The following is a 24,017-nucleotide window of genomic DNA, read 5'->3' on the forward strand; positions in this document are numbered from 1 at the left end:
GAGCCATGCTAGACGCAAGCCCAACCAAGACCGTCACCTTCAACCTGAACGGCGAAGATGTCACCGTGCCCGAGGGCTGGACTATCTGGGAAGCCGCCAAGGGGCAGGGGTTCACCATTCCGCACCTGTGCCACAAGCCGCAGCCGGGCTATCGCCCCGACGGCAACTGCCGCGCCTGTATGGTTGAGGTAGAAGGCGAGCGCACGCTGGTCGCCTCGTGTATCCGCCCGGTGGCGGAAGGTATGGTGGTCAAGAGCGACAGTGACCGCGCCGAGAAATCGCGTGCGCTGGTCATGGAGTTGCTCGTTGCCGACCAGCCCGAAGAAGCACACGACACATCCAGCCACTTCTGGGATATGGCCAAGCTGAACGATGTTAGCGACAGCCGTTTTCCTGCGAAAGAGGCCGACAAGATCCCTCTCTTGGATGACAGCCACGTTGCGATGCGTGTCAATCTGGACGCCTGCATCAACTGCAACCTCTGCGTCCGGGCCTGCCGCGAAGTGCAGGTGAACGACGTGATCGGCATGGCCGGTCGTGGCCACACAGCCGAAATCGTGTTCGACCAGAACGATCCCATGGGGGCGTCAAGTTGTGTGGCTTGTGGCGAATGTGTTCAGGCCTGCCCGACGGGTGCCCTGATGCCTGCCACAGTCCTGGATGACCAGCAAAAGGGTGACAGCAAGGACTACGACAGCGAAACCGAAAGCGTCTGCCCGTTCTGCGGCGTGGGCTGCAAGGTCTCGCTCAAGGTCAAAGATGGTAAGGTCAAATATGTCGAGGGGATCAATGGACCTGCCAACGAGGGTCGCCTGTGTGTCAAAGGCCGATTTGGCTTTGACTACATCCACCACCCCCATCGCCTGACCAAACCGCTGATCCGGCGTGACGATGCGCCTGCCAAGGGGCTGAACGTCGATCCCGGCGACCTGTCGACCCATTTCCGCGAAGCATCGTGGGAAGAGGCGATGGACCTGGCCGCGACCAAGCTCAAAGCACTGCGCGAAGAAGATCCGCGTTCGGTCGCTGGCTTTGGCTCGGCCAAATGCACCAACGAAGAGGCGTATCTCTTCCAGAAGTTCATCCGTCAGGGATTCCGTCACAACAACGTCGACCACTGCACTCGTTTGTGCCACGCATCCTCGGTTGCGGCGCTGATCGAGAACGTGGGTTCGGGCGCTGTGACCGCGACCTTCAACGAGATCGTGAATGCGGATGTGGCGATCATCATCGGGTCGAACCCGATCGAAAACCACCCCGTTGCGGCGACCTACTTCAAACAGTTCGCCAAGCGCGGCGGTAAGCTGATCGTGATGGACCCGCGTGGCGTCGGAATGCGCAAGTTTGCGGATGAAATGCTGCAATTCCGCCCCGGTGCGGATGTCTCGATGCTCAACGCGATCATGAACGTGATCGTCGAAGAAGAGCTGTATGACAGCCAGTACATCCACCGCTGGACCGAGAACTGGGAGGCAGAAAAAGAGCACCTGCGCCAGTTCACGCCCGAAGCGATGGCGCCGATCTGCGGCATTGAGGCAGAGCAGTTGCGTCGCGTGGCGCGGACCTTTGCAAACGCCAAGGCGGGCCTGATTTTCTGGGGCATGGGTGTCAGCCAGCACATTCACGGCACTGACAATTCGCGCTGCCTGATTTCGTTGGCTCTGATGACCGGCAACGTCGGTAAACCGGGCGCAGGTCTGCACCCGCTGCGTGGTCAGAACAACGTGCAGGGCGCCTCGGATGCGGGCCTGATCCCGATGTTCCTGCCGGATTACCAATCGGTGATGGATGACGACATTCGGGCCAAGTTCAACTCTGTCTGGAACGACGAGCGCGACTTCTCGAACGAGAAGGGCCTGACGGTGACCGAGATCATCGATCAAGCCTATGCGGGCAACATCAAGGGGATGTACATCCAGGGTGAAAACCCGGCGATGTCCGACCCGGATGCCGATCACGCGCGCGCGGCCTTGGCCAATCTGGACCTGATGATCGTGCAGGACATCTTCCTGACCGAGACGGCTAACTATGCCGACATCATCCTGCCAGCTTCGGCGCTGTACGAAAAGAACGGCACCGTGTCGAACACCAACCGTCAGGTGCAGCGTGTGCGTCCCGCAGTGACACCTCCGGGTGAGGCGCGCGAAGATTGGGCGATCACCGTCGAACTGGGGCAGCGCATCGGGCTGAACTGGGATTACACGGATGTGAGCCAGGTGTTCAACGAGATGAAGCAGACCATGGCCTCGCTCGACAACATCACTTGGGAGCGCCTTGAAACTGAGACGATCACCTATCCGTCGCTGCACGAAACAGACCCCGGTCAGGCCATCGTGTTTGGTGACGGTTTCCCGCGACCCGAAGGTCGGGCCAAGTTCACACCCGCCAGCGTCATCCCGCCGGATGAGGCCCCGGACGAAGAATACCCGATGATCGCCACAACGGGACGTCAGCTGGAGCATTGGCACACCGGGTCGATGACCCGCCGGTCGCTGGTTCTGGACGCGGTGGAGCCTGAGGCCAACTGTTCGATGAACCCGCGCACGCTCAAGCTGATGGGGGTTGAACCGGGTGAGATGGTGCGTTTGACCACCCGCCGGGGCTCCATCGAGATCATGGCGCGGGCCGACAGGGCGATTGCCGAGGACATGGTGTTCATCCCGTTTGCCTATGTCGAGGCGGCAGCGAACATCCTGACCAACCCGGCCATCGACCCCTACGGCAAGATCCCCGAGTTCAAGTTCTCGGCGATCCGGGTTGAAAAGATCGAAGACGCCATCGCGGCGGAATGATCCAAAAGGCAGGTGATCCGAAAGGGTCGCCTGTTTCGCTTGTGTCGCTACATATGTGGTTTCGTTGATCTGAAAGCCGCATCCTGTCTATAGTTCTCTGGTATCGTTATGAAACTGGAGGCTTGGATGAACAGTGCCCTTTCTGACGAGGCTCTGGCGCGGCTTCCCTTTTGGGTGACCCCGCCAGGAGAAACCGACGGATTCCTGATCGTCGTCGGGGTGCTTCTTGTGGCCATCCTGCTTGGGTTTGGTGCGCTCTATTTCACGATACAGGCGATTCCCGACCGTATGGCGGCGGGTGCGCATAAGGTTCAGATGCAGCTTGTTGGTGTTCTGGGGTTGATCTCGCTTTTCACCCTGAACAACGCCTTTTGGATCGCGGCCATCCTGATCGCGGCTGTCCCGCTGCACGAGGTTTTCCCGACGTATATCCATCGCCCCAAGGCGGAGGATGACAATGCTTGAGCTTATCTTTTCCGCTCTGATCACAATTGTGCCCGACTACCTGTATCGCCACTACAAACAGGGCAAGCGTTGGGGACATGAGATCACGCTGTTTAACGTTTGGTACGAACTGAGATGGGGCCTGACGGCCTGTGCCATTCTGGCGGTGACACTTTTGACGATCATCTTTTACTTCCACCCTTCGACGCGCAATGTCTCGGCTGCGTTTCGTACAGTCACTGTGTTGTCGGATCGCGCGGGCCGTGTGGCTGAGGTCTATGTGCAAAACAATGACCGGCTGAAAGCCGGTGATCCAATCTTTCGCCTAGATACCACCCGGCAAGAGGCGGCGGTTGAAACTGCCAGCCGTAGGATCGCGGAGGTGGATGCCGCGCTTGGCGTTATTACAACAGACATTGCTGCTGCTGAGGCACGGTTAGAGGCCGCAATTGCCGACCTGAACCAGGCGCGCGATGACTTGAACCGACGTCAGTCGTTGGCAGACCGCAACAATGCGACAGTCAGCGAGCAGGAGTTGGAGCGACTTGAGACGGCTCTTGCTCGCGCTGAAAGCCAGCAAACAGCAGCCATCGCTGCGTTGGATGGGGCCAAATTGCGTCAATCGACCCTGTTGCCAGCGCAACGTGAAACCGCGCGGGCTTTGTTGCAAGAGGCCCAAGCTGAAATCGCGAAATCCACCGTCTTTGCCGAGGTGGACGGAACCGTGAAGCAGTTCCTGCTGAAACCCGGTGACATCGTGAACCCGATACTGCGCCCGGCAGGTGTTCTGGTGCCAGATGTGACGGGGCAGGGGCGGTTTGTGGCGGCGTTTGGCCAGATCTCGGCCAGCGTGGTGAAGCCGGGGATGCTGGTTGAGATCACCTGTGCTTCGAAACCTTTGGCGATTATCCCGATGGTGGTGGATGACGTGCAAAATGCCATTGCCGCAGGTCAGTTCAGACCAGGGGATGCGCTGTTGGATCAGCAGGATCGCCGCCGTCCCGGCACCGTGACCGTGTTTTTGGCGCCGATCTTTCCCAAGCATCTGGAAGCCATCCCACCCGGCAGCGCCTGTGTTGGTGTCGCGTACACCAGCCGCGACAAAGAGATCGAGGCCGGAGAGATCACCGGGTTTTCGGCGTTCATCGCGCGTATCGTGGATGGCATGGGCATTGCCAATGCGATTGTCTTGCGGGGGCAGGCTATCCTTTTGCCCGTGAAGGCCCTGGTCTTTTCGTGAGGTTGAACGTCCGGTCGGGTCTCCGCTCTATTGACCTAACGCTCGCCTATCCTGCCGATCAAGCGCCGCATGACATTCATGTTTTCAAGCAGTTGCTTTTGCGAGGCGACGTCCTTCTCTCAGAGCTCATGTAGGATCGGGAGTTACCCCGTGACGATTCTGAAGCGAAAATTTAGCTTGAATAGCGTGCTATGTAATATTATATAGCGTGCTATGTAAATATGAAAGGAAGCGTTATGTCCCGTTTTGAAGAGTTGGATGAAGTTGTGACCCTCGCGGATCAGATGGAGGCGGAGGAAGGACCAATTGTCCTGATCAATCTGTTCACCGTAGACGCATCCGAAGAAGAGGCTTTGCTCAAGGCCTGGGCGCACGACGCAGACTTCATGAAAGCGCAGCCGGGATACATTTCGACCCAGTTGCATCAGGGCATTGCTGGCAGTTCGACGTTCATGAATTACGCCGTGTGGCAGGACGTCAAAAGCTTTCGGAACGCGTTCTGCCACCCGGAATTCCAGCGACGTATTGCTGATTATCCGCCAAGTGCAAAGGCGCGCCCGCACCTGGTGCGCAAACTGTCCGTTGAAAACCACTGCGTCGCATAACACAAAACCGGGAGCAGCCACATGTTGAAAGCCATCCACCCCATCGCAGGCGTCATAGGGTTTTTGACGATCCTGACGTTCTGGACAACTACCGTTTACAGCGAATTGTTTGGCACGACCCAGATGATCGTTGCTGTTAAGGCCATGGTCTTAAGCGGTCTCTTTCTCCTGATCCCGTCCATGGCTGTGGTCGGCGCCAGCGGAATGGCGATGGGCCGCCGTCGCAAAGATGCGCCAGCCTTGGCCAAGAAAAGGCGCATGCCGATCATTGCGGCCAACGGATTGTTGGTTCTGGTTCCGGCGGCATTTTATCTCAGCAATAAGGCCAGTGCTGGTGCATTTGATACCGGGTTCTACGTCGTGCAGGCCATTGAGTTGATCGCAGGCGCAACCAATCTGCTCCTGATGGGGCTGAGCATTCGGGATGGGCGCGCCATGACGGCCCGCAAACGGATGGCTGCAAAAAAGTCGAAGTAAGCCGCCCCTAGGTCACCCAGCTTTGGGTCTGTGCGGCTTTCTCTTTGAGCCACAAAACATCAAAGCCCGCGAGAACCCGATAACCGCGGGCAATCAACCCCTTGGCTTGGTCTTGGTTCAACGCGGCATTGCCAAGAGGGATGCCAGCCCTGTTTGCAGCCGCCTCGACACGGGTAAGGGCCTCGACCACCTCGGGGTGATCGAACTGACCCATATGACCCAGATCGGTGGATAGGTCGAACAGGGCGGGCACCAACAGGTCGATGCCTGGCACGGCGCAAATCTCTTCGATGTTCTCAACCGCGTCGCGGGTTTCGACCAGCAGGCAGCAGACCAGTTGATCTTCCATTTTAGATGGATACTCGGGCAGGGCGGTTTGCCAGCGGGAATGGGCGATGAAGGGACCGAACCCCCGGTTGCCGTTGGGCGGATAGCGCATCGCGGCCACGGCGCGCTCGGCGTCTTGGGCCGTGCGCACGAGCGGAAAGACCAGCCCTTCGGCCCCCAGATCCAGCACACGTTTGGCCTGTGCCGTGTCAATCTCGGGCAGGCGGACCAGCGGGGCGCAATCGGTGCCCTGAGTGGCTGCGATCATCGCGTGAGCAGTACCATGGTCGATGGCGCCGTGCTCCATGTCTATGATCACTCCGTCCGATCCTGCCGCCGCCATCGCTTGGGTGACCACCGCTGATGGGATCGTTACGATATTCATCGTCATGCAATCAGTTGTATTTCTAAGCTTTTCCTTGAAACGTGTCATGCAAACTCCTCTGATCAATTCAAGGCAGCTTAGCATGAATAGACTCAAACCTATCGATTTCTGAAACACCGGTTGCTTTGCGTTGGCACGATCTCCATCGACTTTGGCTGCATGCAGAGATTCTTTGGCGGGACACTTATGGCTCAAGGGGGGAGTGTTGCCCCCGGTCTGGATCCAACTGATCGCGAAACGGAACCAGACAGAGGGCTTTGCAAGGCGCGCGCTTTCACGTGCGACCAGATTCAGCTGTTGGGACGCACGCGTGCAGCTGTCTTGTTGGCAAAGGCTTCCAGGCGGGCGCGGGCATCGGGTTGGGTGTTGACGATCCCACCCACGAAAGCTTCGGCATAGGCTGCATCCATACCGGACATGTTGTTCATGTGGCTGACCGCGGAACAGATGGCAAAGTTTGTCAGGGGCAGGTTTTGGGCAACCTTGGTGGCCAGTTCCATCGCCTTGTCAAAACTGCCTCCGTCTGCGGTAATGTACTGAGCAAGCCCCAGATCGACGGCGTCTTGCCCTTGATACACACGTCCCGTCAGGATCATGTCGATCATGCGGTATTTTCCGATCATGTCCGACACCCGGATTGTCGCTCCGCCGCCGGTGAAAATACCCCGCTGTCCTTCGGGAAGGGCAAAATAGGTGCCCGGGTCGATCACGCGAACATGGGCAGCACTGGCCAGTTCCAGACCGCCGCCGACCACTGCCCCTTTCAGCGCGGCAATGATTGGCACGCCCCCGTATTCCATCTTGTTGAATGCCTCGTGCCAACGCAGGCAAACATGCATGAAGTCATCGGGGCTGCGATCTGCCTTCCAGTGTTCAACCAGATCAAGGCCCGCGCAAAAATGGTCGCCTGCACCGGTCAACACGACGGCCCTGACACCGGCAAGACGCGCACCGCTGAAAAAGCGGATCAGCTCTTCGATGGTGGCCACGTCCAATGCATTGCGCTTTGACGGCCGGTTCAGGGTGACCACATAGAGGCCATGTTCACCCTCGGAGATCGAGAGGTTTTCATAGGTATCGGGGTTTACAACGTCATTCACGGTTCAGGTCCTTTCAAGGATCAGTATTCTGGGAAATCAGCATCCAACAGGCTGTCAGAGCCGTGCAGGATACGGGTCATTTCGGTTCGGCACTCTGGCAACATGTGCTGGGCAAAAAACAATGCTGTGGCAGTCTTTTGAGTCATGAAGACCGTATCTTGCCCTGCTTTCAAGCATTTCTGAGCAACCAAAGCGCCTTTGCCCAGGTTCCATCCGGCGGCCAACGTTCCTGCCAACATCAAGAAGGGAACAGACCCGGCAAAGGCCGCGTCAATGTCGTTGCGACTTTTGTCCAGCAACCAATTGAGAGCGGTTTCGAAAGCAACACGCGCTTCGGTCAGGGCCGCACCAATCGCTTGTGATGTTTCGTCTCCCTCAGCCAGCTCAGCTTCGGTTTCAGCGATCCGTGCAGCAAAGTCCCGAGCGGCCTTGCCACCGTCGCGCATCACCTTGCGCCCCAAGAGGTCATTCGCCTGGATCGCGGTGGTTCCCTCGTAGATAGGCAGAATGCGGGCGTCACGATAGTGCTGTGCGGCGCCGGTTTCTTCGATGAAGCCCATGCCGCCGTGAATTTGCACACCGAGTGAGGCAACTTCGACCGCACGTTCAGAGCAAAAGCCCTTGACCAGGGGAACCATGAATTCGGCCAGAGCACTCAATTCAGGATCTTCCTGGTGATGAGCGAGGTCCAGCAAACCAGCTGTGGCCGCCGCGATGGCACGCCCGCCTTCGATGAGGCTGCGCATGCGCAAGAGCATCCGGCGAACGTCGGGATGCTCGATAATCGCCACGGCATCCTTGGAGAAACCATTGACAGGACGGCTTTGCACCCTGCCGCGGGCATAGGCCAATGCGCGTTGATAGGCCCGCTCAGCGGTTGCAATCCCTTGCACCCCGACCGAGAAGCGCGCGGCGTTCATCATCACGAACATATACGCGAGGCCGTGATTTTCTGTCCCGATCAGGAAACCGGTTGCATCTTTGTATTCCAGCACGGCCGTAGGGCTGGCGCGGACACCGAGTTTATGTTCGATACTCACGCAATTCACCGTGTTTTCAGCCCCCAGGGTACCGTCTGCATTCACCAGCCTTTGCGGCACGATGAACAGGCTCAACCCTTTTGGTCCGGCGGGGGCATCGGGTGTGCGTGCAAGGACCAGATGGATGATGTTTTCCGTCAGATCATGCGCACCATAGGTGATGAAGATCTTGGTGCCGGAAATGCCATAGCTGCCGTCTTCACGCCTTGTTGCCTTTGTGGACACGCGCCCCAGATCGCTCCCGGCTTGGGGTTCCGTCAGGTTCATCGTGCCTGACCAGCGCCCTGCGATCAGCGGCTCTAGATATGTCGCCTTCTGAGCATCCGAGCCGGTCAACAACAATGCCTCGATCGCGCCATCCGTCAGAAGTGGGCATAGGCCAAAACTCATATCCGCAGCATTGAGCATTTCGACCCCGGCAGCGCCAGCGGCGCGCGGGAAGCCCATGCCGCCATGTTCGACCGGATGCACCAGCGCTTGCCACCCCATTTCGACAAACTGGGCATAAGTGCGAACATCCCCTGTCGGCATCGACACCTGACCGTTGTCGAACTGGGCGCCTAATGCATCCCCGATGTGGTTCAGAGGCGCCACTTGTTCCTGGCAGAAACGGGAGTAGCTCTCCAACGCGGCGCTGATGTCCTCCAGGTCATGGCTCGAATAGACATTCATGGCTGACACCTGATCCCAAAAGGACAAATGTTCGATACAAAACATCAGGTCCTTCACGGGGGGTATGTAGGACATTCGGTTCTCCTCAATGGTTCAGCAGTATTGTTTTGCGTCACCTACCGTGGGTACGGCTTGCCTATAAGCTCATCTTTTGCCAAAAATGTATCTGATCACGCCAACCAAGAGCGACCCTTGTCCAACCAAGATCCAATATCACTCACAACCGTGTCAGCCGCTTTCGTGCAGGATTGGTTGGATGCGCTCCGCTCGATCTGCCCACCGGACATCATGACGTCCTTGCTGTCTCGCTCTGGCATTCCACTCAATCCGATGAGCCCTGAACAACGTGTCACCTTGAACGAGATCGCGCGTCTCTACCAACTTGCCGCACCGGAAACGGGTGACGAAATGATGGGGCTGTGGGGGCGGCCAATCCGCCCTCGCGCGCTGCAACATCTGGTTACGGTTCAACGAGACGCTGGCAGCATGGCGTCAGCGCTCTATCGTTTCACGACATTTTGGAACCTTTTGCTGGATGATTACCGCCTGGACTTGCGCACCGAAGCAACGGAGGTGGAGCTTACCCTTACACCTTACGCCATGGGGTCCCGACCGCAGCGATTTGGTCACATGCTGCTATTGAAACTCGCTCATGGGTTGCTGTCATGGCTTGGCGGGGTCGAAACACCGATACTGGAGGTGCAATTTGCTTTTGCCCGTCCGGATTTTGCTGCGGATTACGCTGTCGTCTTTCCGTGCCCCGTCCTGTTTGGCGCGGGCCAAACCAGTATTCTGTTCGACCCCCGGCAGTTCACCCGTCCGATTGACCGCAGTCCTGCCGAAGCATCCGATTTTCTGGAGCGCGCGCCGCTTGATTGGATATTCACGCGTTCGCGCGCCCATACCAACAGCCTGCGCGTACGGGCCTTTTTGTATGGTGCAGAGTGGCGCACCAGCCAGCTTACCGATGCCGCCGTCGCTCTAAAAATGTCGCCCCGGACATTGAACCGTCGCCTGAAAGAGGAAGGAACCTGCTTTCAGGACATCAAGGACGCTCTGCGTCGCGACATCGCAATTCGGGCGCTTCGGCAAGGGACGGACAGTATCGAACAGATTGCCTATGACACAGGTTTCTCAGCACCGGCAAATTTCCACCGCGCTTTTCGCAGATGGACAAACCGGACGCCAAGATCATACCGAGTGTAGGATTGCGGGAAACTGGACCTGTTGGCGCGCTCCACGAAACGGCGCGCGTTGTCAAAAAAACCTTCTCAGAAGCGGCGCTCGGTGCGACAGTCCTGTTGTGACGGTGCTACCTGGCCCTAACGACAAATGGGGGGATCACGTGTCGGTGCCACAAACACCACAGTAGGAGCCCACAACATGCCACGCCGCTTTGTCGATCTGTCTGTCCCCTTGGAGATGGGCATTGTTTCCGACCCGCCGATCATGCTGCCGCAGATCGAATACCTGAACCATGACCAGACTGCCGGTCAGGTCATGTCGTTCTTTCCAGGCCTGACGCGCCACGATCTGCCAGGCGGCGAGGGGTGGGCAATCGAGCGGTTGCAGATCGCCACCCACAACGGCACCCATCTCGATGCGCCCTATCACCATCATTCGACCATGAACAACGGCGAGCGGGCGATCACCATCGACGAAGTTCCTCTGGAATGGTGCATGAATCCCGGCGTCAAACTGGACTTTCGCCATTTCGATGACGGTTACGTGGTGACGGCCGCAGACGTTGAGGCCGAGCTGGCGCGGATCGGACATGAGCTGCAACCGTTGGATATTGTGGTGGTCAACACATCTGCGGGTATGCACTACGGCCAACCTGACTACCTGGTGAAAGGCTGCGGCATGGGGCGCGAAGCGACGCTTTATCTGACCGAGCGGGGCGTGCGGGTGACCGGCACTGACGCCTGGAGCTGGGACGCGCCCTTTCCACTGACGGCTCAGACCTATGCCGAGACGGGCGATGCCTCGATCATCTGGGAGGGGCATCGGGCGTCGATGGACATCGGCTATTGCCACATGGAAAAGCTGTCGAACCTTGAGGACCTGCCACCCAATGGTTTTGAAATCTCGTGCTTTCCGTTCAAGATCAAAGGCGCCTCAGCCGGGTTTATTCGGGCCGTGGCGATCTTTGAAGACGAAGGTTAAAGCACGCCGATTTCGGCCAAAGCCCGGTTCAACTCGTCTGGGATTGGGTCATCTTGTGTGCGCCCCTTGGGCAGGTCAGGTGGCGTGTCCTCGGGCTTGAGGTAGCGCCAGCCCTGAAATGGGCGTTTCAGGGCGGTCTGGGTGCGGTGCAGCTCTGGGTCGAGCACAATGGCGCAGCGGCGGATGCCATCCGAACCTATGACCTCGTCCATACGCAGGACCTTTTGGCGGCATTGGATCACGCCTTTGATGACCCAATAGATCGAGCCACCATTTAGAATCTCGGCTTCACGTTTGGGCCACATGCGGGTGACATGACGGGGCAATCCATCCTCGGTCTGAGCCGCACGGCTTTGCTGCCAGACGTCGAGGGTCTCGGGCGATTCCGTCCCGACCGAGAGTTTGATGAGGTTCATGAATTTATCCACAGATCATCCCCAGAGTCGTCCTCAGGCCATAGACCGAGGAGTCTAGCGTCTTACTTGGTGAAGACAAGGTGTTGTGGTATGTTGATCAAAAAACAACCCTCGCTACTAATTGTTGTGTTGTGATCTGAGTAAGAAACATTGTAACTCTCTGGCCGCTGCCGCCACCAAGGAATCAAAAAATGAGTCGCTTTGCCGCCCCTATCGCCGAGCAGATCTGGGATATGAAATACCGCTTCAAACAAGCGGACGGAACGCCCATCGACGTGTCGGTCGAAGATAGCTGGCGGCGAATTGCCCGTGATTTGGCCCGCGTCGAGAAAGATCCGGCGCATTGGGAAGAGCGGTTCTTTGAAGCTCTGGAAGATTTCAAATACCTGCCCGCCGGCCGCATCACTGCCGGAGCGGGCACCGCCCGGCAAGTGACCCTGTTCAACTGCTTTGTCATGGGCACCGTACCCGACAGCATGGGCGGCATCTTTGATATGCTGAAAGAGGCGGCGTTGACCATGCAGCAGGGTGGGGGGATCGGCTATGATTTCTCGACCATCCGTCCAAGGGGCGCGGATGTGCACGGCGTGGCCGCGGATGCCTCGGGCCCACTGTCGTTCATGGATGTCTGGGATGCGATGTGCCGCACAATCATGTCCGCTGGCTCGCGTCGGGGTGCGATGATGGCGACCATGCGCTGTGATCACCCGGACATCGAGCAATTCATCACCGCCAAATCCGACCCTGCGCGTCTGCGCATGTTCAACATGTCGGTGCTGGTGACCGACCCCTTCATGGAAGCGGTCAAGGCCGATGGCCCTTGGGAACTGGTGTTTGGTGACAAGGTCTATCACACTGTCCAGGCCCGTGATCTGTGGAACAAGATCATGCAGGCGACCTATGACTATGCCGAGCCGGGCGTGATCTTCATCGACCGGATCAACAAGGCCAACAACCTGAATTACGTGGAGACCATCGCCGCGACCAACCCCTGCGGCGAACAACCTTTGCCGCCCTATGGTGCGTGCCTGCTCGGGTCGATCAATATGGCGCGTTTGGTCAAGAACCCGTTCGAAAAAGACGCGGAACTGGACCCTGACGCGATGCAGGAATTGGTCGCCACTGCCGTTCGCATGATGGACAACGTGGTCGATGCCTCCAAATTCCCGCTGCCCGAACAGGCAGCCGAGGCGCAAGCCAAGCGCCGGATCGGTCTGGGCGTCACGGGTCTTGCCGATGCGCTTTTGATGCTGGGCCTGCGCTATGGCTCGGACGAGGCGGCGCGTCAGACCGAGCGCTGGTTGCACGCGATCGCCCGCGCCGCGTATCTGGCGTCGGTGGATTTGGCGAAGGAAAAGGGGGCGTTCCCGCTGTTCGACGCCGAGAATTACCTGGCAAGCGGCACCATGCTGGCGATGGACGACGACGTGCGCGATGCCATCCGCGAACATGGCATCCGCAACGCGCTGCTGACGTCGATCGCGCCGACCGGGACCATTTCGCTGTATGCAGGTAACGTCAGCTCAGGCATCGAGCCGGTCTTCGCCTACGCCTATACCCGCAAGGTTTTGCAAAAGGACGGTTCGCGCACCGAAGAAGAGGTCGTGGATTATGCCGTGCAGCTGTGGCGCGACAAATTCGGCAACAAGGAGTTGCCGGACTACTTCGTCAACGCACAGACCTTGGCCCCGACCGATCACGTCAAGATGCAGGCCGCTGCGCAGAAGTGGATCGACAGTTCGATTTCGAAAACCATCAACTGCCCCGAAGACATCTCTTTCGATGCGTTCAAGGACGTCTACATGCAGGCTTGGGATCAAGGCTGCAAAGGGTGCACGACCTACCGCCCGAATGACGTCACCGGTTCGGTTCTGACTGTGTCCGAGAGCTCGGAGAAAGCGCCGGGCGAAAGCGCCGATGCTCCACATGAGGTGGAGGGCGGCGACGTGATCTACATGTCCGAACCGTTGGACCGTCCTCAGTCGCTGGAAGGATCGACCTACAAGCTGAAGTGGCCCGATAGCGAACACGCGATCTATCTGACCATCAACGACATCATCATTGGCGGTCGTCGCCGTCCGTTCGAGGTGTTTATCAACTCTAAGAACATGGAGCACTATGCCTGGACGCTGGCGTTGACGCGCATGATCTCGGCGGTGTTCCGTCGCGGTGGTGATGTCTCGTTTGTGGTGGAAGAGCTGAAGGCTGTATTCGACCCGCGTGGCGGGGCCTGGGTGCAAGGCAAGTACATCCCCTCGATCCTGGCGGCAATCGGCGGCGTGATCGAACAGCATATGGTTGCGATCGGGTTTCTTGAGGGTGAAGGCATGGGCCTCAAATCTGATCCGCAGGCGCAAGTGGTCAACACCGACACCAATCGCGGCAAAGCTTGCCCAAGTTGTGGTCAATACGATCTGGTGATGATCGAGGGCTGCATGACCTGCCGCAGTTGTGGCCATTCGAAGTGTGGCTGACTGGGTCGGGTTTGCAGTTTGTTGTGAAAGCTCGCATCAGTCTGCAATTTGACCAGTTCAGATTGCAATTCTGACCACCAAAAGAAAGCCGCTGCCTCAAAAGGCGGTGGCATTCTATTTCCGACGGCTTTGTTGCACAAATCGGTTGAAGGGCAGACTTCCCCTTTCCCCGGACGGACTTATCGTGTGGACTCTGTGAGCGGTATGCCAAGAGCGGTGTAGCGGTTGCGCACGGCAATGCGAACTTGGATTTCTGCAACCTGACGGTCGAAGCCCCGCGCCATCAAGGATTGGCCCGGTCGCTTCACACAGTGCATCTTGGTCTCGACGCGGCTCCTGCGGTGATATCCGCTCCACCGTTTCCAAATGGGTCGGCCAAGATAGCGCGAGGCATCAACTGCATCGTTCCATGCGATGGCTCCGGCTGTAGTGGGTTTCTACGGTTTGGCGTTCTTGCGTGGCGGTATGACGTCATGGGCACCATGGGCACCATGGGCGGCAATCGCGTCATGGCATTTGCGTGTGTCATATGCCCCGTCTGCGGTCACTGACCCGACGTCCTGATCGGGTGGGATTTGGTTCAGCAGCTCGGGCAGCACAGGTGCATCCCCAACATTTCTGGTCGTGACCTCGACGGCCCGCACCTCCAGCGTTTCCTCGTCGATCCCTATGTGTATCTTGCGCCAGATGCGGCGTTTTGAGCCGCCGTGCTTGCGGGCGTTCCACTCGCCTTCTCCCTCGGATTTGATGCCCGTACTATCGATCAGCAGGTTCATCGGGCCGGTTCCACCGCGATAGGGTAGGTTCACGTTCAGTGTCTTTTGACGTCGGCTCAATGTGCTGAAATCCGGCGCAGCCCAATCCAGCCCCGCCATCCGCAACAGGCTCTGAACGAACCCTGTCGTCTGCCGAAGCGGCATTCTGCACAGCACTCTCAGGGTAAGGCACGTCTGGATCGCCGCATCACTGAAACTTTGTTGTCGGCCGCGTTTCCCGGTCGGCGGCGGCACCCAGACCATCTCGGGGTCGAACCAAACCGATAGTGATCCGCGCTGTTTCAACGACTTGTTATACGACGGCCAATTCTTCGTCTTGTACTTCGTGGGTGAACAACTGTTCATGCATTCCAGCTATCATGCTGGTTTCACGCAATGAATCCCTCAGCCGATTTGTGCAACAAAGCCCTTTCCAACCCAAATGTTCATTTCGCACGTTCTCAGCGTCCCTGTAAGCAACCCTTACGCGGTTTACGAACGTTTACCCCTTGGACACCATGGCGACCGGGAGGAACGTTCATGACGCAAAAAGTAGGTTTGGGAGGTATTGTCTCATACGGCATCGGATCGATTGCATATGGGATCAAGGACAACGGGTTCTCCACTTTCCTGATGATCTATTTCAACCAAGTTTTGGGGCTTCCGGCTTATCTGGTTGGGATCGCCTTGTTGATCGCGATGTTGGTTGACGCAATTTCAGATCCCTGGGCCGGTTACTTGTCAGATCGTTGCACCTCTCGCTTGGGACGCAGACATCCGTTCATGTATGCCTCCATCGTGCCGATTGCGATCACCTATTACCTGCTTTGGACGCCGCCAGAGGCCAGCGAGTTCATGCTGTTTCTCTATCTGACGTTCATGTCGGTGGCGGTGCGTCTGACGCTCACCTTTTTTGAGATTCCCAACTCGGCGTTGATTGGTGAAATTTCTCATGACTATGACAAGCGGACAGCCATCACCGGTTTGCGCCTTATGTTCGGATGGCTGGGTGGGGTCATCATGGCAGTGGTCGTCTATCAGGTGTTTTTGCCGGATTCAGTGGACTACGACCCGGGTATCCTGAACCCAGAAGGTTATACACGATACGCATTCTGGGCCACGTTGGTCATGGTAGTGACGATGTTTGTGTCTGCGGTTGGAACCCAACGGGCCGTCAAGGTTTTCAGCACTCCCGACACCAGCAGCGAAGGATACGGATTTCGATTTTTCAAGAACGTGGGGCATGTCTTTGCCGACAGTTCCTTTAGGTCTGTGTTTCTGGCATCGCTGTGCACCAACCTAGTGTCTGGCTTAGCCATGTCGCTGCAACTCTATTTTGGAATCTTCTATTTTGGCCTGAGTTCAACCCAGATCGCGCTTGTGACGCTGACGATGGTTCCTGCTGCGATCATCGCTTACTTGTCCACTGCATTTGTTGTGCGTGGTTTTGAAAAGAAATCTGTGGCTGTTACACTGAGCTGGATGGCTCTGGTGTTGTCGGTTTCACTGGTTGTTGGAAAGTACTTCGACGTGCTCCCAGCTCCGCGCAGCCCGGAATTGTTTTACGTGGTTGCCATCCTGACATTCCTGACGACAACCGTGACCGTACTTTTGAGCGCCGTGAAATTTTCGATGACGATTGATCTTGTAGACGCCGATCAGATCCGTACTGGCCACCGCGCCGAAGGGCTGTATTTTGCGGCGTTTTCGTTCACGCGCAAGGTTGTGACAGGCCTCGGGATATTTGTGTCGGGCGTCATGCTGAGCTTGGGAGCGCAAAGCGGTCGGCTGATTGATGGCAGTACAATGCACTCCATTGCCATCCCCTATGTCGTACTGATCGCAGTGTTGTACGCCTATTCTGTTTGGGTGCTGAAGGGGTTCAAACTGACCCGATCCGAACATGGCGATAACCTCCGAGCCCTCGGGAAAGGTTAAGGTTCACCTCGTGTGCGGCGCCGGAACACGGATTGATCCAACATGCGTTGCACTTCTGAGAGAAGCTGCTTGGCCGCTGGGGGCAGTGGACGTTCCCGCAGCCATGCGGCTACGCCGGATATGGTGCTATCGTTGAACGGCCACCCTTGGACTTCGACTTTGCGCACTAGGCCTGTAGCGACCTCTTGATGAATTATGAACTCAGGCAGGATGGCCAATGCATTGGTTCTTAACAGTAGCTGACGCAGCAAACCGAAATCCTGCGATGTCAGAAACGTACCGCGCAGATCTTGAAGCCCCGTGAAAGCGTCGGGATATGCATCAAGAATGCGCCACAGGAACCAGTCTGGAACGTCTCCGCCAATGACCGACAGATGTCGCAGGTCGTTGATAAGAATAGTTGGTTTCGACAGCAAAGCGTGATCAGACCGACAAAACAGAGCGGGCGGTTGCAAAACAAGCTTGCGATAGCTCAGCACGTCCTCCTCGCGATCCGGCTGAAGGCCAAGATACATGTCTATTTCGCGATTGCGCAGGCGCTTTTCCCATCTTGCGCGATTGCAGGAGAGGACCGTAAATTGCAACGATGGATGTTTGTTTATCATCTTGGCAAGAGGCAGGGAAAGCAGGCTTTCGCTGACTGCGGGATCCACTCCGATAACCAACCTGCCGCCTTGATGGCTCTCCATCAGCTGTAAATCGCGCGCTGCGGTATCCATGTCGTTTAGCGAGCGTCTGGCTGATTCGATTAGCCGTTCGCCAAAGGCCGTAGGCACGGTACGCCCTCGGGTACGATCAAACAATTCAACACCGTAGCTTTCTTCGAGCTTGCGAATTGTTTGGCTCACAGCCGAATGGGAAACACCTAAAGCCTCACCAGCCAAGCGAAAATTGCCAGTGTCACCAAGCGCAACAAGTTGCCTGAGAGGGTTAAGGCTGTCCATTTGAATACCCCTGTAAGCATTGCTTACATTCTTTACAAGTTAGGTTAGCAGGTCAAACTTTGCATTGTGAGCAGAGGATGATTTATGGAATTCGAAGGTAAAGTCGCATTTGTCACTGGGGGGGCGAATGGCATCGGTTTGGCGATTGCCAATTCGTTGGGTCGGCGTGGCATGTGCGTCATGATTGCGGACATCGACAGCGACACATTGGTCCAAAGCTGTGCAAAGCTTTGCGATAAGGGCATCGATGCAGCTTGGGTGAAATGTGATGTCTCGGACCCGGCATCGGTGAAGAAGGCCGTCGAAGCTACTCTCGAACGATTTGGCAAAGTTCATTTCCTGGCGAATAACGCTGGTGTGTCCTTGGGGGGAGAGACAGGAACAATTCCCATCGAAGACTGGAATTGGATTCTTGGCATCAACTTGATGGGCGCAGTGCATTGCACCGAAGCATTGGTCCCCGTGTTCAAAACGCAAAGCGAGGGCGGCTTTATCTTGAACACTGCGTCCATGGCAGGGCACCTCGCCTTGCCCGGCGGTGGCCCCTACAATGCATCAAAGTTTGGTCTGGTTGGATATAGCGAGGCACTGCGTCAGGAATTTGCGTCTACCGACATCGGCGTCGGCCTGTTGTGCCCCGGATGGGTGCGCACAGATATTCATAAAAGTGCCCAAGGAAGCCCGTCGAAAAAAGAGAGTGAAGTCCCTCGTGAACAAACGGAGCAGGACCGGCAGGTGGCTGCCGCGATTGATGCGGGACTGGAGCCGGACGTCGTCGCCGAGTGGGCCCTGGATCAGATCGACAAAGGGCGTTTTTACATCTTCACACAAGCCGATCTTGCGCCTTTCGTTGCAGGGCGGTTCTCCGAGATCGAGACCGATTTGCAAGCAAGCGCAGCCATCGAAGACTATGCGCTTGAGCACGCCATTGGGGTCGGCCAGGAACCGTTGGACGTGGCCGTTATCGGCGCAGGTTTTTCCGGAATCTGCGCGGCAATCAAACTGCAAGAAAGTGGCATCGTTAACTTTCGCGTCTTTGAAAAAAGCGATGGTCTTGGCGGCACTTGGTGGCACAACCGCTATCCGGGGGCAGCCTGTGACATCCCCTCGCACTTCTATTGCTACTCTTTCGAGATGAACCCCGACTGGAGCCGTTTCTATGCACCGCAGAAAGAGATACAGTCCTATATCCAACATTGCGCCGAAAAGTATGGCGTGCGGGATCGGATAAGCCTGAAGTGCGAGATCACCGAGCTTCAATTTGACGAAACCAGCTCGCTGTGGATCGTTCGTTTTGAAGACGGATCAGAAGTTCGTGCTCGCTTTGTCGTAAATGCGACCGGTGGGCTGCACAAGCCGTTCATTCCCAATTTCCCCGGACGCGAGAAATTTGACGGCGTCGAAATGCACACGGCGGAATGGGACGAGAATTTTGATCCTACCGGCAAGCGTATTGCTGTCATCGGAAGCGCAGCAAGCGCAATTCAAGCAGTTCCCCAATTGGCTCAGACCGCAGAGCATGTCACGCTATATCAGCGCACGCCCAACTACATCGCGGCGCGCGAAGATTTTGGGTACTCCGACGAGGAAAAACACAGCTTCCGCAGAGATCCTTCGAAAATGCAGGCGGTTCGGAAGGAACAGTTCGAAGACAAGGACACCCGGCTTTACCCGATTGTCGTAAGTCCCGCGATCCGCAAGATTGCCGAAGCTGAAATCAAAGCGCACATGCGTTCGCAGATCAACGATCCAGCCCTCGCTGACAAGCTGATGCCAAATTACGAACTTGGCTGTAAGCGCATCCTGATCTCGGACGACTTCCTGCCCGCGCTCAATCGCTCCAACGTAACACTTGAAACCGCCCCAATCACGGCAATTGAATCGGCTGGTGTCAAAACCGAAGAGGCGCTGGCGCCGGTGGATGCGATCATCTATGCGACGGGGTTTGATATCGAAGGGCAGCGGTCTGCCTTCCGCGTGATAGGGCAGAACGGCCGCTCGTTGGAAGACATCTGGCAGTCACGCGCTGACGCCTATAAATCCAGCATGGTTCCTGACTTGCCGAACTATTTCCTGGTGACTGGTCCCAACTCCGGTGTCGGCACCACTTCGGTTGTTTATCTGATCGAACAATCCGTGGACTGGATCGTTGACGTTATGAAATTGGCAGGGCGTGATCGCTTGGTTTCGGTGAGTGATGAGACTTGCCATAAGTTCAGTGACACATTGCAATCGCAGTTGGACAACACCGTTTGGGCGTCCGGGTGTGATAGCTGGTACATCGGTTCAAATGGCCGCATCGAAACTCTTTTTCCGGGCAATGCACGGGATTTTGCAAACCAGATGAGCCATGTGGACGAGGCAGAGTTTGTTCTGACCGAACTTGCATCCAACAAAGGCAAACCACCCCGCAACTGGACGGCCAGAAGGCAAGCAGGCAAAGATCCGACACCAGCACGTAAATTGGATCCCACAATCGGGACGATCCTGTCATCTCCGGACGCCAAGAATGGCCCCAAGATGCAAGAGATGTCTGCCCCGGATGCCCGTGCATTGTTCTCTGCGATGGTTGAAAGACTGGAAGCTCCGATCTCAATCCCATGCGCCATTGAAGACGGGGCCATGGAGCTTGAAGGCCGAACCCTGAACTACCGGGTCTACAGGCCCGCCGAGGCGAGTCCCGAGGCGGCCGGAATGGTGTTCTTTCATGGTGGCGGATGGGTGATCGGGGATCTGGACACTCATGACAATGCCTGCCGCGCACTTGCGATTGGAAGCGGCGTTACGCTGATTTCCGTGGACTACCGCCGCGCGCCGGAATTCAAATTCCCTGCGCCCGTCGAAGACGCCCGGGATGCATATCTCTGGGTGGTTCAAAACGCAGCCGCACTTGGCCTTGATCCAACGCGCATTGGCGTAGGAGGTGACTCCGCCGGCGCGAACCTATCAGCAGTGACTGCTCAGTTGTTGCGTGACGCAGACGGTCCGAAATGTGCCTGGAGTGCGTTGATCTATCCTTCTGTTGCTGCGGGGTATGAAACACCATCGTCCATCGAGTTTGCCGAAGGTTTTGGGTTGGATGCAGCGTTGCAGGATTGGTTTGCGCGCCATTACATCCCCGAAGGCGTCGATTGGGAAGACCCGCGAATTTCACCGCTACGGGCTGTAACTCACGCAAACCTGCCGCCCGCATTGATTGCGACAGCCGGTTTTGATCCATTGCGCGACGCAGGGCAGGAATTTGCCACCGCACTAAGGGATGCGGGCGTGTCAGTAGATTACGTCGAATACAGCAGCCTAATCCACGGCTTCAAAAGCTGGGTTGGCATTATTCCGGACGCCGCTGCGGCCTTACACGACATTGCTGAACGCATAGGGACGCTCGCAAGTTCACAAGGGCGAAAGGCGACGGAAAAACACGAGAACTTCAATCCATCACTCACAGAACACTCAGATCCAATAGGAGGAAATCATGAATAAACTGTTTGTCGGCGCCGTGGCCCTGATGATTGCCGGACCGGCTTTCGCAAACGAACCATATGGCATTTGGCGCACGATCACGGATGACACCGGTGCTCATTTGTTGGTGGACATCCACCCATGCCAGAATGCCGAAGAAAAACTGTGCAGTACAGTGACCGAAGTCGTGAATTCGGACAACCCAGCCGCACAAGAGCTTATCGGACGGGCCATTTTTTGGGACATGGAGATTGTGGAGGAAAACCGCTGGGAAAACGGAACCGTTTATGACGTTCTGACTGATACCAACTACGATGCGCGCGTTACGCTGGGCAAAACTGCTATCAGAGTAGAAGGCTGTGTTTCTGGTTTCTGCGACGGTCAGAACTGGAAGCGGCCGGAGTAAGCAAAATAGTTGCAGACCCGAGAAAGAAACACGGTGAATTCAAGCCGACAATCGGAACGAATGTAGATTACTTTTGTTCCGTGACCGGGAGCCACTGTGGTGAATTTTCAAACGTAACTTTGGTCCAGCCTCTAGCTTTTCGTGCAGTGCAATAGTGCGATTTCTCAGAGACGTGTTTCGTGAGCGCTTCAAAGGACATCGAACTAGTGGACTAATAAAGAGTATCGTTTTGATCTCGTGACCAAGGCCTATGTCCGCTTTGGGATAGGCTGAAAATTCTCCATCACGCGCCTGTCTTGAATGACTGCTGTCGGTCGAACTTCATCCCAATTCCGCCTTTCGCTCTCGAAGAAGCCCCACAATTTCACCGGAAGCCTCGCTCCTGTTTCATCTCGGTCAGGTCCTTTCGGGCTTTGTTTTGCTTTGCAGTGTATCCCAAAGACACTGATGCCCGTGCCGTCCGCCTATAGGACGTGCAGCAATTCATCTGTGTAAGTCGTTCCACGAGTGGCTATACTTCGTCAAAGTCAGGTGCACTAAGCACTCGATGGTTTAGCGGCGAAGTAGTTATTTTTGATGACAAAAGCATCTGATCTATTTGTACAGTGTTTGGAGGAAGAAGGTGTCGAGTACATCTTTGCCGTGCCCGGCGAGGAAAATCTCGACATGCTCGACAGCCTTTCAAGATCGCGAAAAATCAAACTCATCTTGACTCGACACGAACAAGGCGCGGGCTTCATGGCTGCCACCTATGGCAGACACACGGGCAAAGCAGGGGTTTGCATGGCTACTCTCGGTCCCGGTGCTACCAATCTCGTGACCACAGCGGCCTACGCGCAGTTGGGCGGGATGCCGATGCTCATGGTGACGGGACAAAAGCCAATCAAGCATTCCAAGCAAGGCCGTTTTCAGATCCTCGACGTTGTCGACATGATGGGTCCAATCACGAAGTTCACACATCAACTCGCCGGTGCTGACAATATTGCCACCCGCGTGCGCGAAGCCATGCGTCTTGCTGAGGAAGAAAAACCCGGTGCGACACATATCGAGTTTCCTGAGGACGTGGCAGCTGAGCAGACAGACGCTACTCCCATCAGAGCCAGTGTTGCCCGCCGCCCGGTCGCCGAAGCAAAGGCCATTCGAGCAGCGGTAAAGATGCTTGAAGAGGCCAAATCACCTATCTTAGTGCTCGGCGGTGGCGCAAACCGCACCACAACGGGCCGCATGCTAACGCAATTCATCGAGAAGTCTGGCATCCCGTTCGTGACAACACAGCTGGGCAAAGGGGTGGTGAACGAGAACCGCGCGGAATTCATGGGATGCGCAGCGCTGTCGGCGGATGATTTTGTACACCGCGCCATTGGCCAAGCGGACCTCATTCTCAATGTAGGCCACGATGTCATCGAGAAACCTCCGTTTTTCATGGAGCAAGGCGGTGCGAGAGTTGTGCATATCTCGATGAATACCGCCAATGTCGATCCCGTTTACTTCCCTCAGGTCGAAGTCATTGGCGATATTGGCAATGCCATCTGGCAAATGAAGGAAGAACTCGTTGTCTCGCCTGAGTGGAGTTTTGAGACGATGTACCGCGCGAAGGCGGCTCAAAAGGCGCATGACATCAGTTTGTCAAACGATACGCGCTACCCCATCTTCCCACCGCATCTGGTCAAGGTCGTTCGGGACGTCATGCCCGACGACGGGATCATCGCCCTGGACAACGGGGTCTACAAAATATGGTTTGCGCGTAATTACGAAGCGGCTAAGCCGAACACCGTGCTGCTGGACAACGCGCTTGCAACTATGGGTGCGGGCCTTCCATCGGCGATGATGTCGGCGATCCTGTATCCCGACCGCAAAGTCATGGCGATCTGCGGTGACGGCGGCTTCATGATGAACAGTCAAGAGATGGAGACGGCGGTGCGCCTCGGGCTGGACCTGACTGTTCTTGTACTGCGCGACGACAGCTATGGCATGATCCGTTGGAAGCAAGCCAATATGGGTTTTGAGGATTGGGGCCTCACCTATGGCAATCCGGATTTCGTGAAGTATGCCGAAAGCTATGGCGCAATTGGACACAGGATCGAAAGTGCCGGCGAACTCCGTGACACGCTCGACAAATGCTTATCGTCCAAGGGGGTGCATCTTATCGATTGCCCTGTGGATTACAGCGAGAACGACGAAATCCTGAACGTCAAAATCAAGGAACTGAGCGCAAGAGGTTGAGGACCCCGCCTCTGTTTGATGCCATGGCTCCCAATTGTTCTGTCGTAGCGAATAGGGACAAAGAGGTTTTTAACATGGCATGGCGAGTAGCTTTTAGTGCCCGCTTTGGGCTGACAGCAGCCACCCAGGCATGACTTAGCGAACGACTGTTTCG

Annotated in this window: 17 protein-coding genes and 1 pseudogene; 12 read left to right on the forward strand and 6 right to left on the reverse strand. The window is 56.6% G+C overall.

The features are described from left to right. Positions 1-5 precede the first annotated feature (5 nt). The 5 genes from fdhF (at position 6) to TRM7615_RS13935 (ending at position 5,558) form a co-directional block, all read left to right on the forward strand. Positions 6-2,792, forward strand: coding sequence for a formate dehydrogenase subunit alpha (fdhF, locus tag TRM7615_RS13915; RefSeq protein ID WP_108788525.1), 2,787 nt, complete (start codon positions 6-8; stop codon positions 2,790-2,792). 126 nt (positions 2,793-2,918) lie between these two features. Then, positions 2,919-3,257, forward strand: a complete 339-nt coding sequence (locus TRM7615_RS13920; protein ID WP_125133689.1) for a hypothetical protein — start codon at positions 2,919-2,921, stop codon at positions 3,255-3,257. After that, positions 3,250-4,476 carry an HlyD family secretion protein gene (locus TRM7615_RS13925; protein WP_108788529.1) on the forward strand — a complete coding sequence of 409 codons (1,227 nt, stop codon included), beginning with the start codon at positions 3,250-3,252 and terminating at the stop codon, positions 4,474-4,476. The genes TRM7615_RS13920 and TRM7615_RS13925 overlap by 8 nt, the downstream gene beginning before the upstream one ends. Before the next feature lie 236 nt (positions 4,477-4,712). Beyond that, complete coding sequence (locus TRM7615_RS13930) at positions 4,713-5,081, forward strand: antibiotic biosynthesis monooxygenase family protein (protein WP_108788531.1); 369 nt, start codon at positions 4,713-4,715, stop codon at positions 5,079-5,081. Between the two features lie 21 nt (positions 5,082-5,102). Beyond that, positions 5,103-5,558 (forward strand): hypothetical protein, encoded by a 456-nt coding sequence (locus TRM7615_RS13935; protein ID WP_108788533.1) that lies wholly within the window; start codon positions 5,103-5,105, stop codon positions 5,556-5,558. 7 nt (positions 5,559-5,565) lie between these two features. Here TRM7615_RS13935 and TRM7615_RS13940 read toward each other — a convergent pair whose 3' ends face one another. The 3 genes from TRM7615_RS13940 to TRM7615_RS13950 form a co-directional block, all read right to left on the reverse strand. Then, the gene (locus TRM7615_RS13940; protein ID WP_165821435.1) at positions 5,566-6,318 is read right to left on the reverse strand and encodes an HpcH/HpaI aldolase family protein; all 753 of its coding nucleotides are present in this window, start codon (positions 6,316-6,318) and stop codon (positions 5,566-5,568) included. 242 nt (positions 6,319-6,560) lie between these two features. Continuing rightward, on the reverse strand, positions 6,561-7,328 hold the full coding sequence (gene dmdD / locus TRM7615_RS13945) for a methylthioacryloyl-CoA hydratase (RefSeq protein WP_370739815.1): 768 nt from the start codon (positions 7,326-7,328) through the stop codon (positions 6,561-6,563). A gap of 62 nt (positions 7,329-7,390) precedes the next feature. Further along, positions 7,391-9,157, reverse strand: coding sequence for an acyl-CoA dehydrogenase family protein (locus TRM7615_RS13950; protein ID WP_108788539.1), 1,767 nt, complete (start codon positions 9,155-9,157; stop codon positions 7,391-7,393). A 117-nt stretch (positions 9,158-9,274) separates the two neighbouring features. Here TRM7615_RS13950 and TRM7615_RS13955 point away from each other — a divergent pair, with 117 nt between their 5' ends. Together TRM7615_RS13955 and TRM7615_RS13960 are read left to right on the forward strand one after the other, a co-directional pair. Beyond that, the gene (locus TRM7615_RS13955; RefSeq protein ID WP_235824095.1) at positions 9,275-10,288 is read left to right on the forward strand and encodes a helix-turn-helix domain-containing protein; all 1,014 of its coding nucleotides are present in this window, start codon (positions 9,275-9,277) and stop codon (positions 10,286-10,288) included. A 177-nt stretch (positions 10,289-10,465) separates the two neighbouring features. Beyond that, the gene (locus TRM7615_RS13960; RefSeq protein WP_108788543.1) at positions 10,466-11,248 is read left to right on the forward strand and encodes a cyclase family protein; all 783 of its coding nucleotides are present in this window, start codon (positions 10,466-10,468) and stop codon (positions 11,246-11,248) included. On the opposite strand, the gene TRM7615_RS13965 is transcribed toward TRM7615_RS13960, so the two are convergent. Continuing rightward, positions 11,245-11,676, reverse strand: coding sequence for a DUF1489 family protein (locus tag TRM7615_RS13965; RefSeq protein ID WP_108788545.1), 432 nt, complete (start codon positions 11,674-11,676; stop codon positions 11,245-11,247). The genes TRM7615_RS13960 and TRM7615_RS13965 overlap by 4 nt on opposite strands. 179 nt (positions 11,677-11,855) lie before the next feature. On the opposite strand from TRM7615_RS13965, the gene TRM7615_RS13970 reads away from it, so the two are divergent. Beyond that, positions 11,856-14,138, forward strand: a complete 2,283-nt coding sequence (locus TRM7615_RS13970) for an adenosylcobalamin-dependent ribonucleoside-diphosphate reductase (protein WP_108788547.1) — start codon at positions 11,856-11,858, stop codon at positions 14,136-14,138. Positions 14,139-14,317: 179 nt separating this feature from the next. Here TRM7615_RS13970 and TRM7615_RS13975 read toward each other — a convergent pair. Continuing rightward, a pseudogene (locus TRM7615_RS13975) lies at positions 14,318-15,259 on the reverse strand (IS5 family transposase). A 30-nt stretch (positions 15,260-15,289) separates the two neighbouring features. On the opposite strand from TRM7615_RS13975, the gene TRM7615_RS13980 reads away from it, so the two are divergent. Then, the gene (locus tag TRM7615_RS13980) at positions 15,290-16,831 is read left to right on the forward strand and encodes an MFS transporter (protein WP_108788549.1); all 1,542 of its coding nucleotides are present in this window, start codon (positions 15,290-15,292) and stop codon (positions 16,829-16,831) included. On the opposite strand, the gene TRM7615_RS13985 is transcribed toward TRM7615_RS13980, so the two are convergent. Next, entirely contained in the window at positions 16,828-17,775 is a 948-nt protein-coding gene (locus tag TRM7615_RS13985; protein WP_108788551.1) for a LysR family transcriptional regulator, read from the reverse strand. The genes TRM7615_RS13980 and TRM7615_RS13985 overlap by 4 nt on opposite strands. A gap of 84 nt (positions 17,776-17,859) precedes the next feature. On the opposite strand from TRM7615_RS13985, the gene TRM7615_RS13990 reads away from it, so the two are divergent. The 3 genes from TRM7615_RS13990 to TRM7615_RS14000 all read left to right on the forward strand — a co-directional run bounded on the left by TRM7615_RS13990 (position 17,860) and on the right by TRM7615_RS14000 (position 23,863). Continuing rightward, a complete protein-coding gene (locus tag TRM7615_RS13990) occupies positions 17,860-21,255 on the forward strand; it encodes an SDR family NAD(P)-dependent oxidoreductase (protein ID WP_108788553.1) in 3,396 nt (1,131 codons plus the stop codon). Next, positions 21,248-21,640 (forward strand): DUF2147 domain-containing protein, encoded by a 393-nt coding sequence (locus TRM7615_RS13995; RefSeq protein WP_108788555.1) that lies wholly within the window; start codon positions 21,248-21,250, stop codon positions 21,638-21,640. Before TRM7615_RS13990 ends, TRM7615_RS13995 begins: the two co-directional genes overlap by 8 nt. A gap of 576 nt (positions 21,641-22,216) precedes the next feature. Then, the gene (locus tag TRM7615_RS14000; RefSeq protein WP_108788557.1) at positions 22,217-23,863 is read left to right on the forward strand and encodes an acetolactate synthase large subunit; all 1,647 of its coding nucleotides are present in this window, start codon (positions 22,217-22,219) and stop codon (positions 23,861-23,863) included. The last annotated feature ends 154 nt before the right edge of the window (positions 23,864-24,017 follow it).

This window comes from Falsiruegeria mediterranea M17 (assembly GCF_900302455.1).
GTDB classification, from domain to species: Bacteria; Pseudomonadota; Alphaproteobacteria; order Rhodobacterales; family Rhodobacteraceae; genus Falsiruegeria; species Falsiruegeria mediterranea.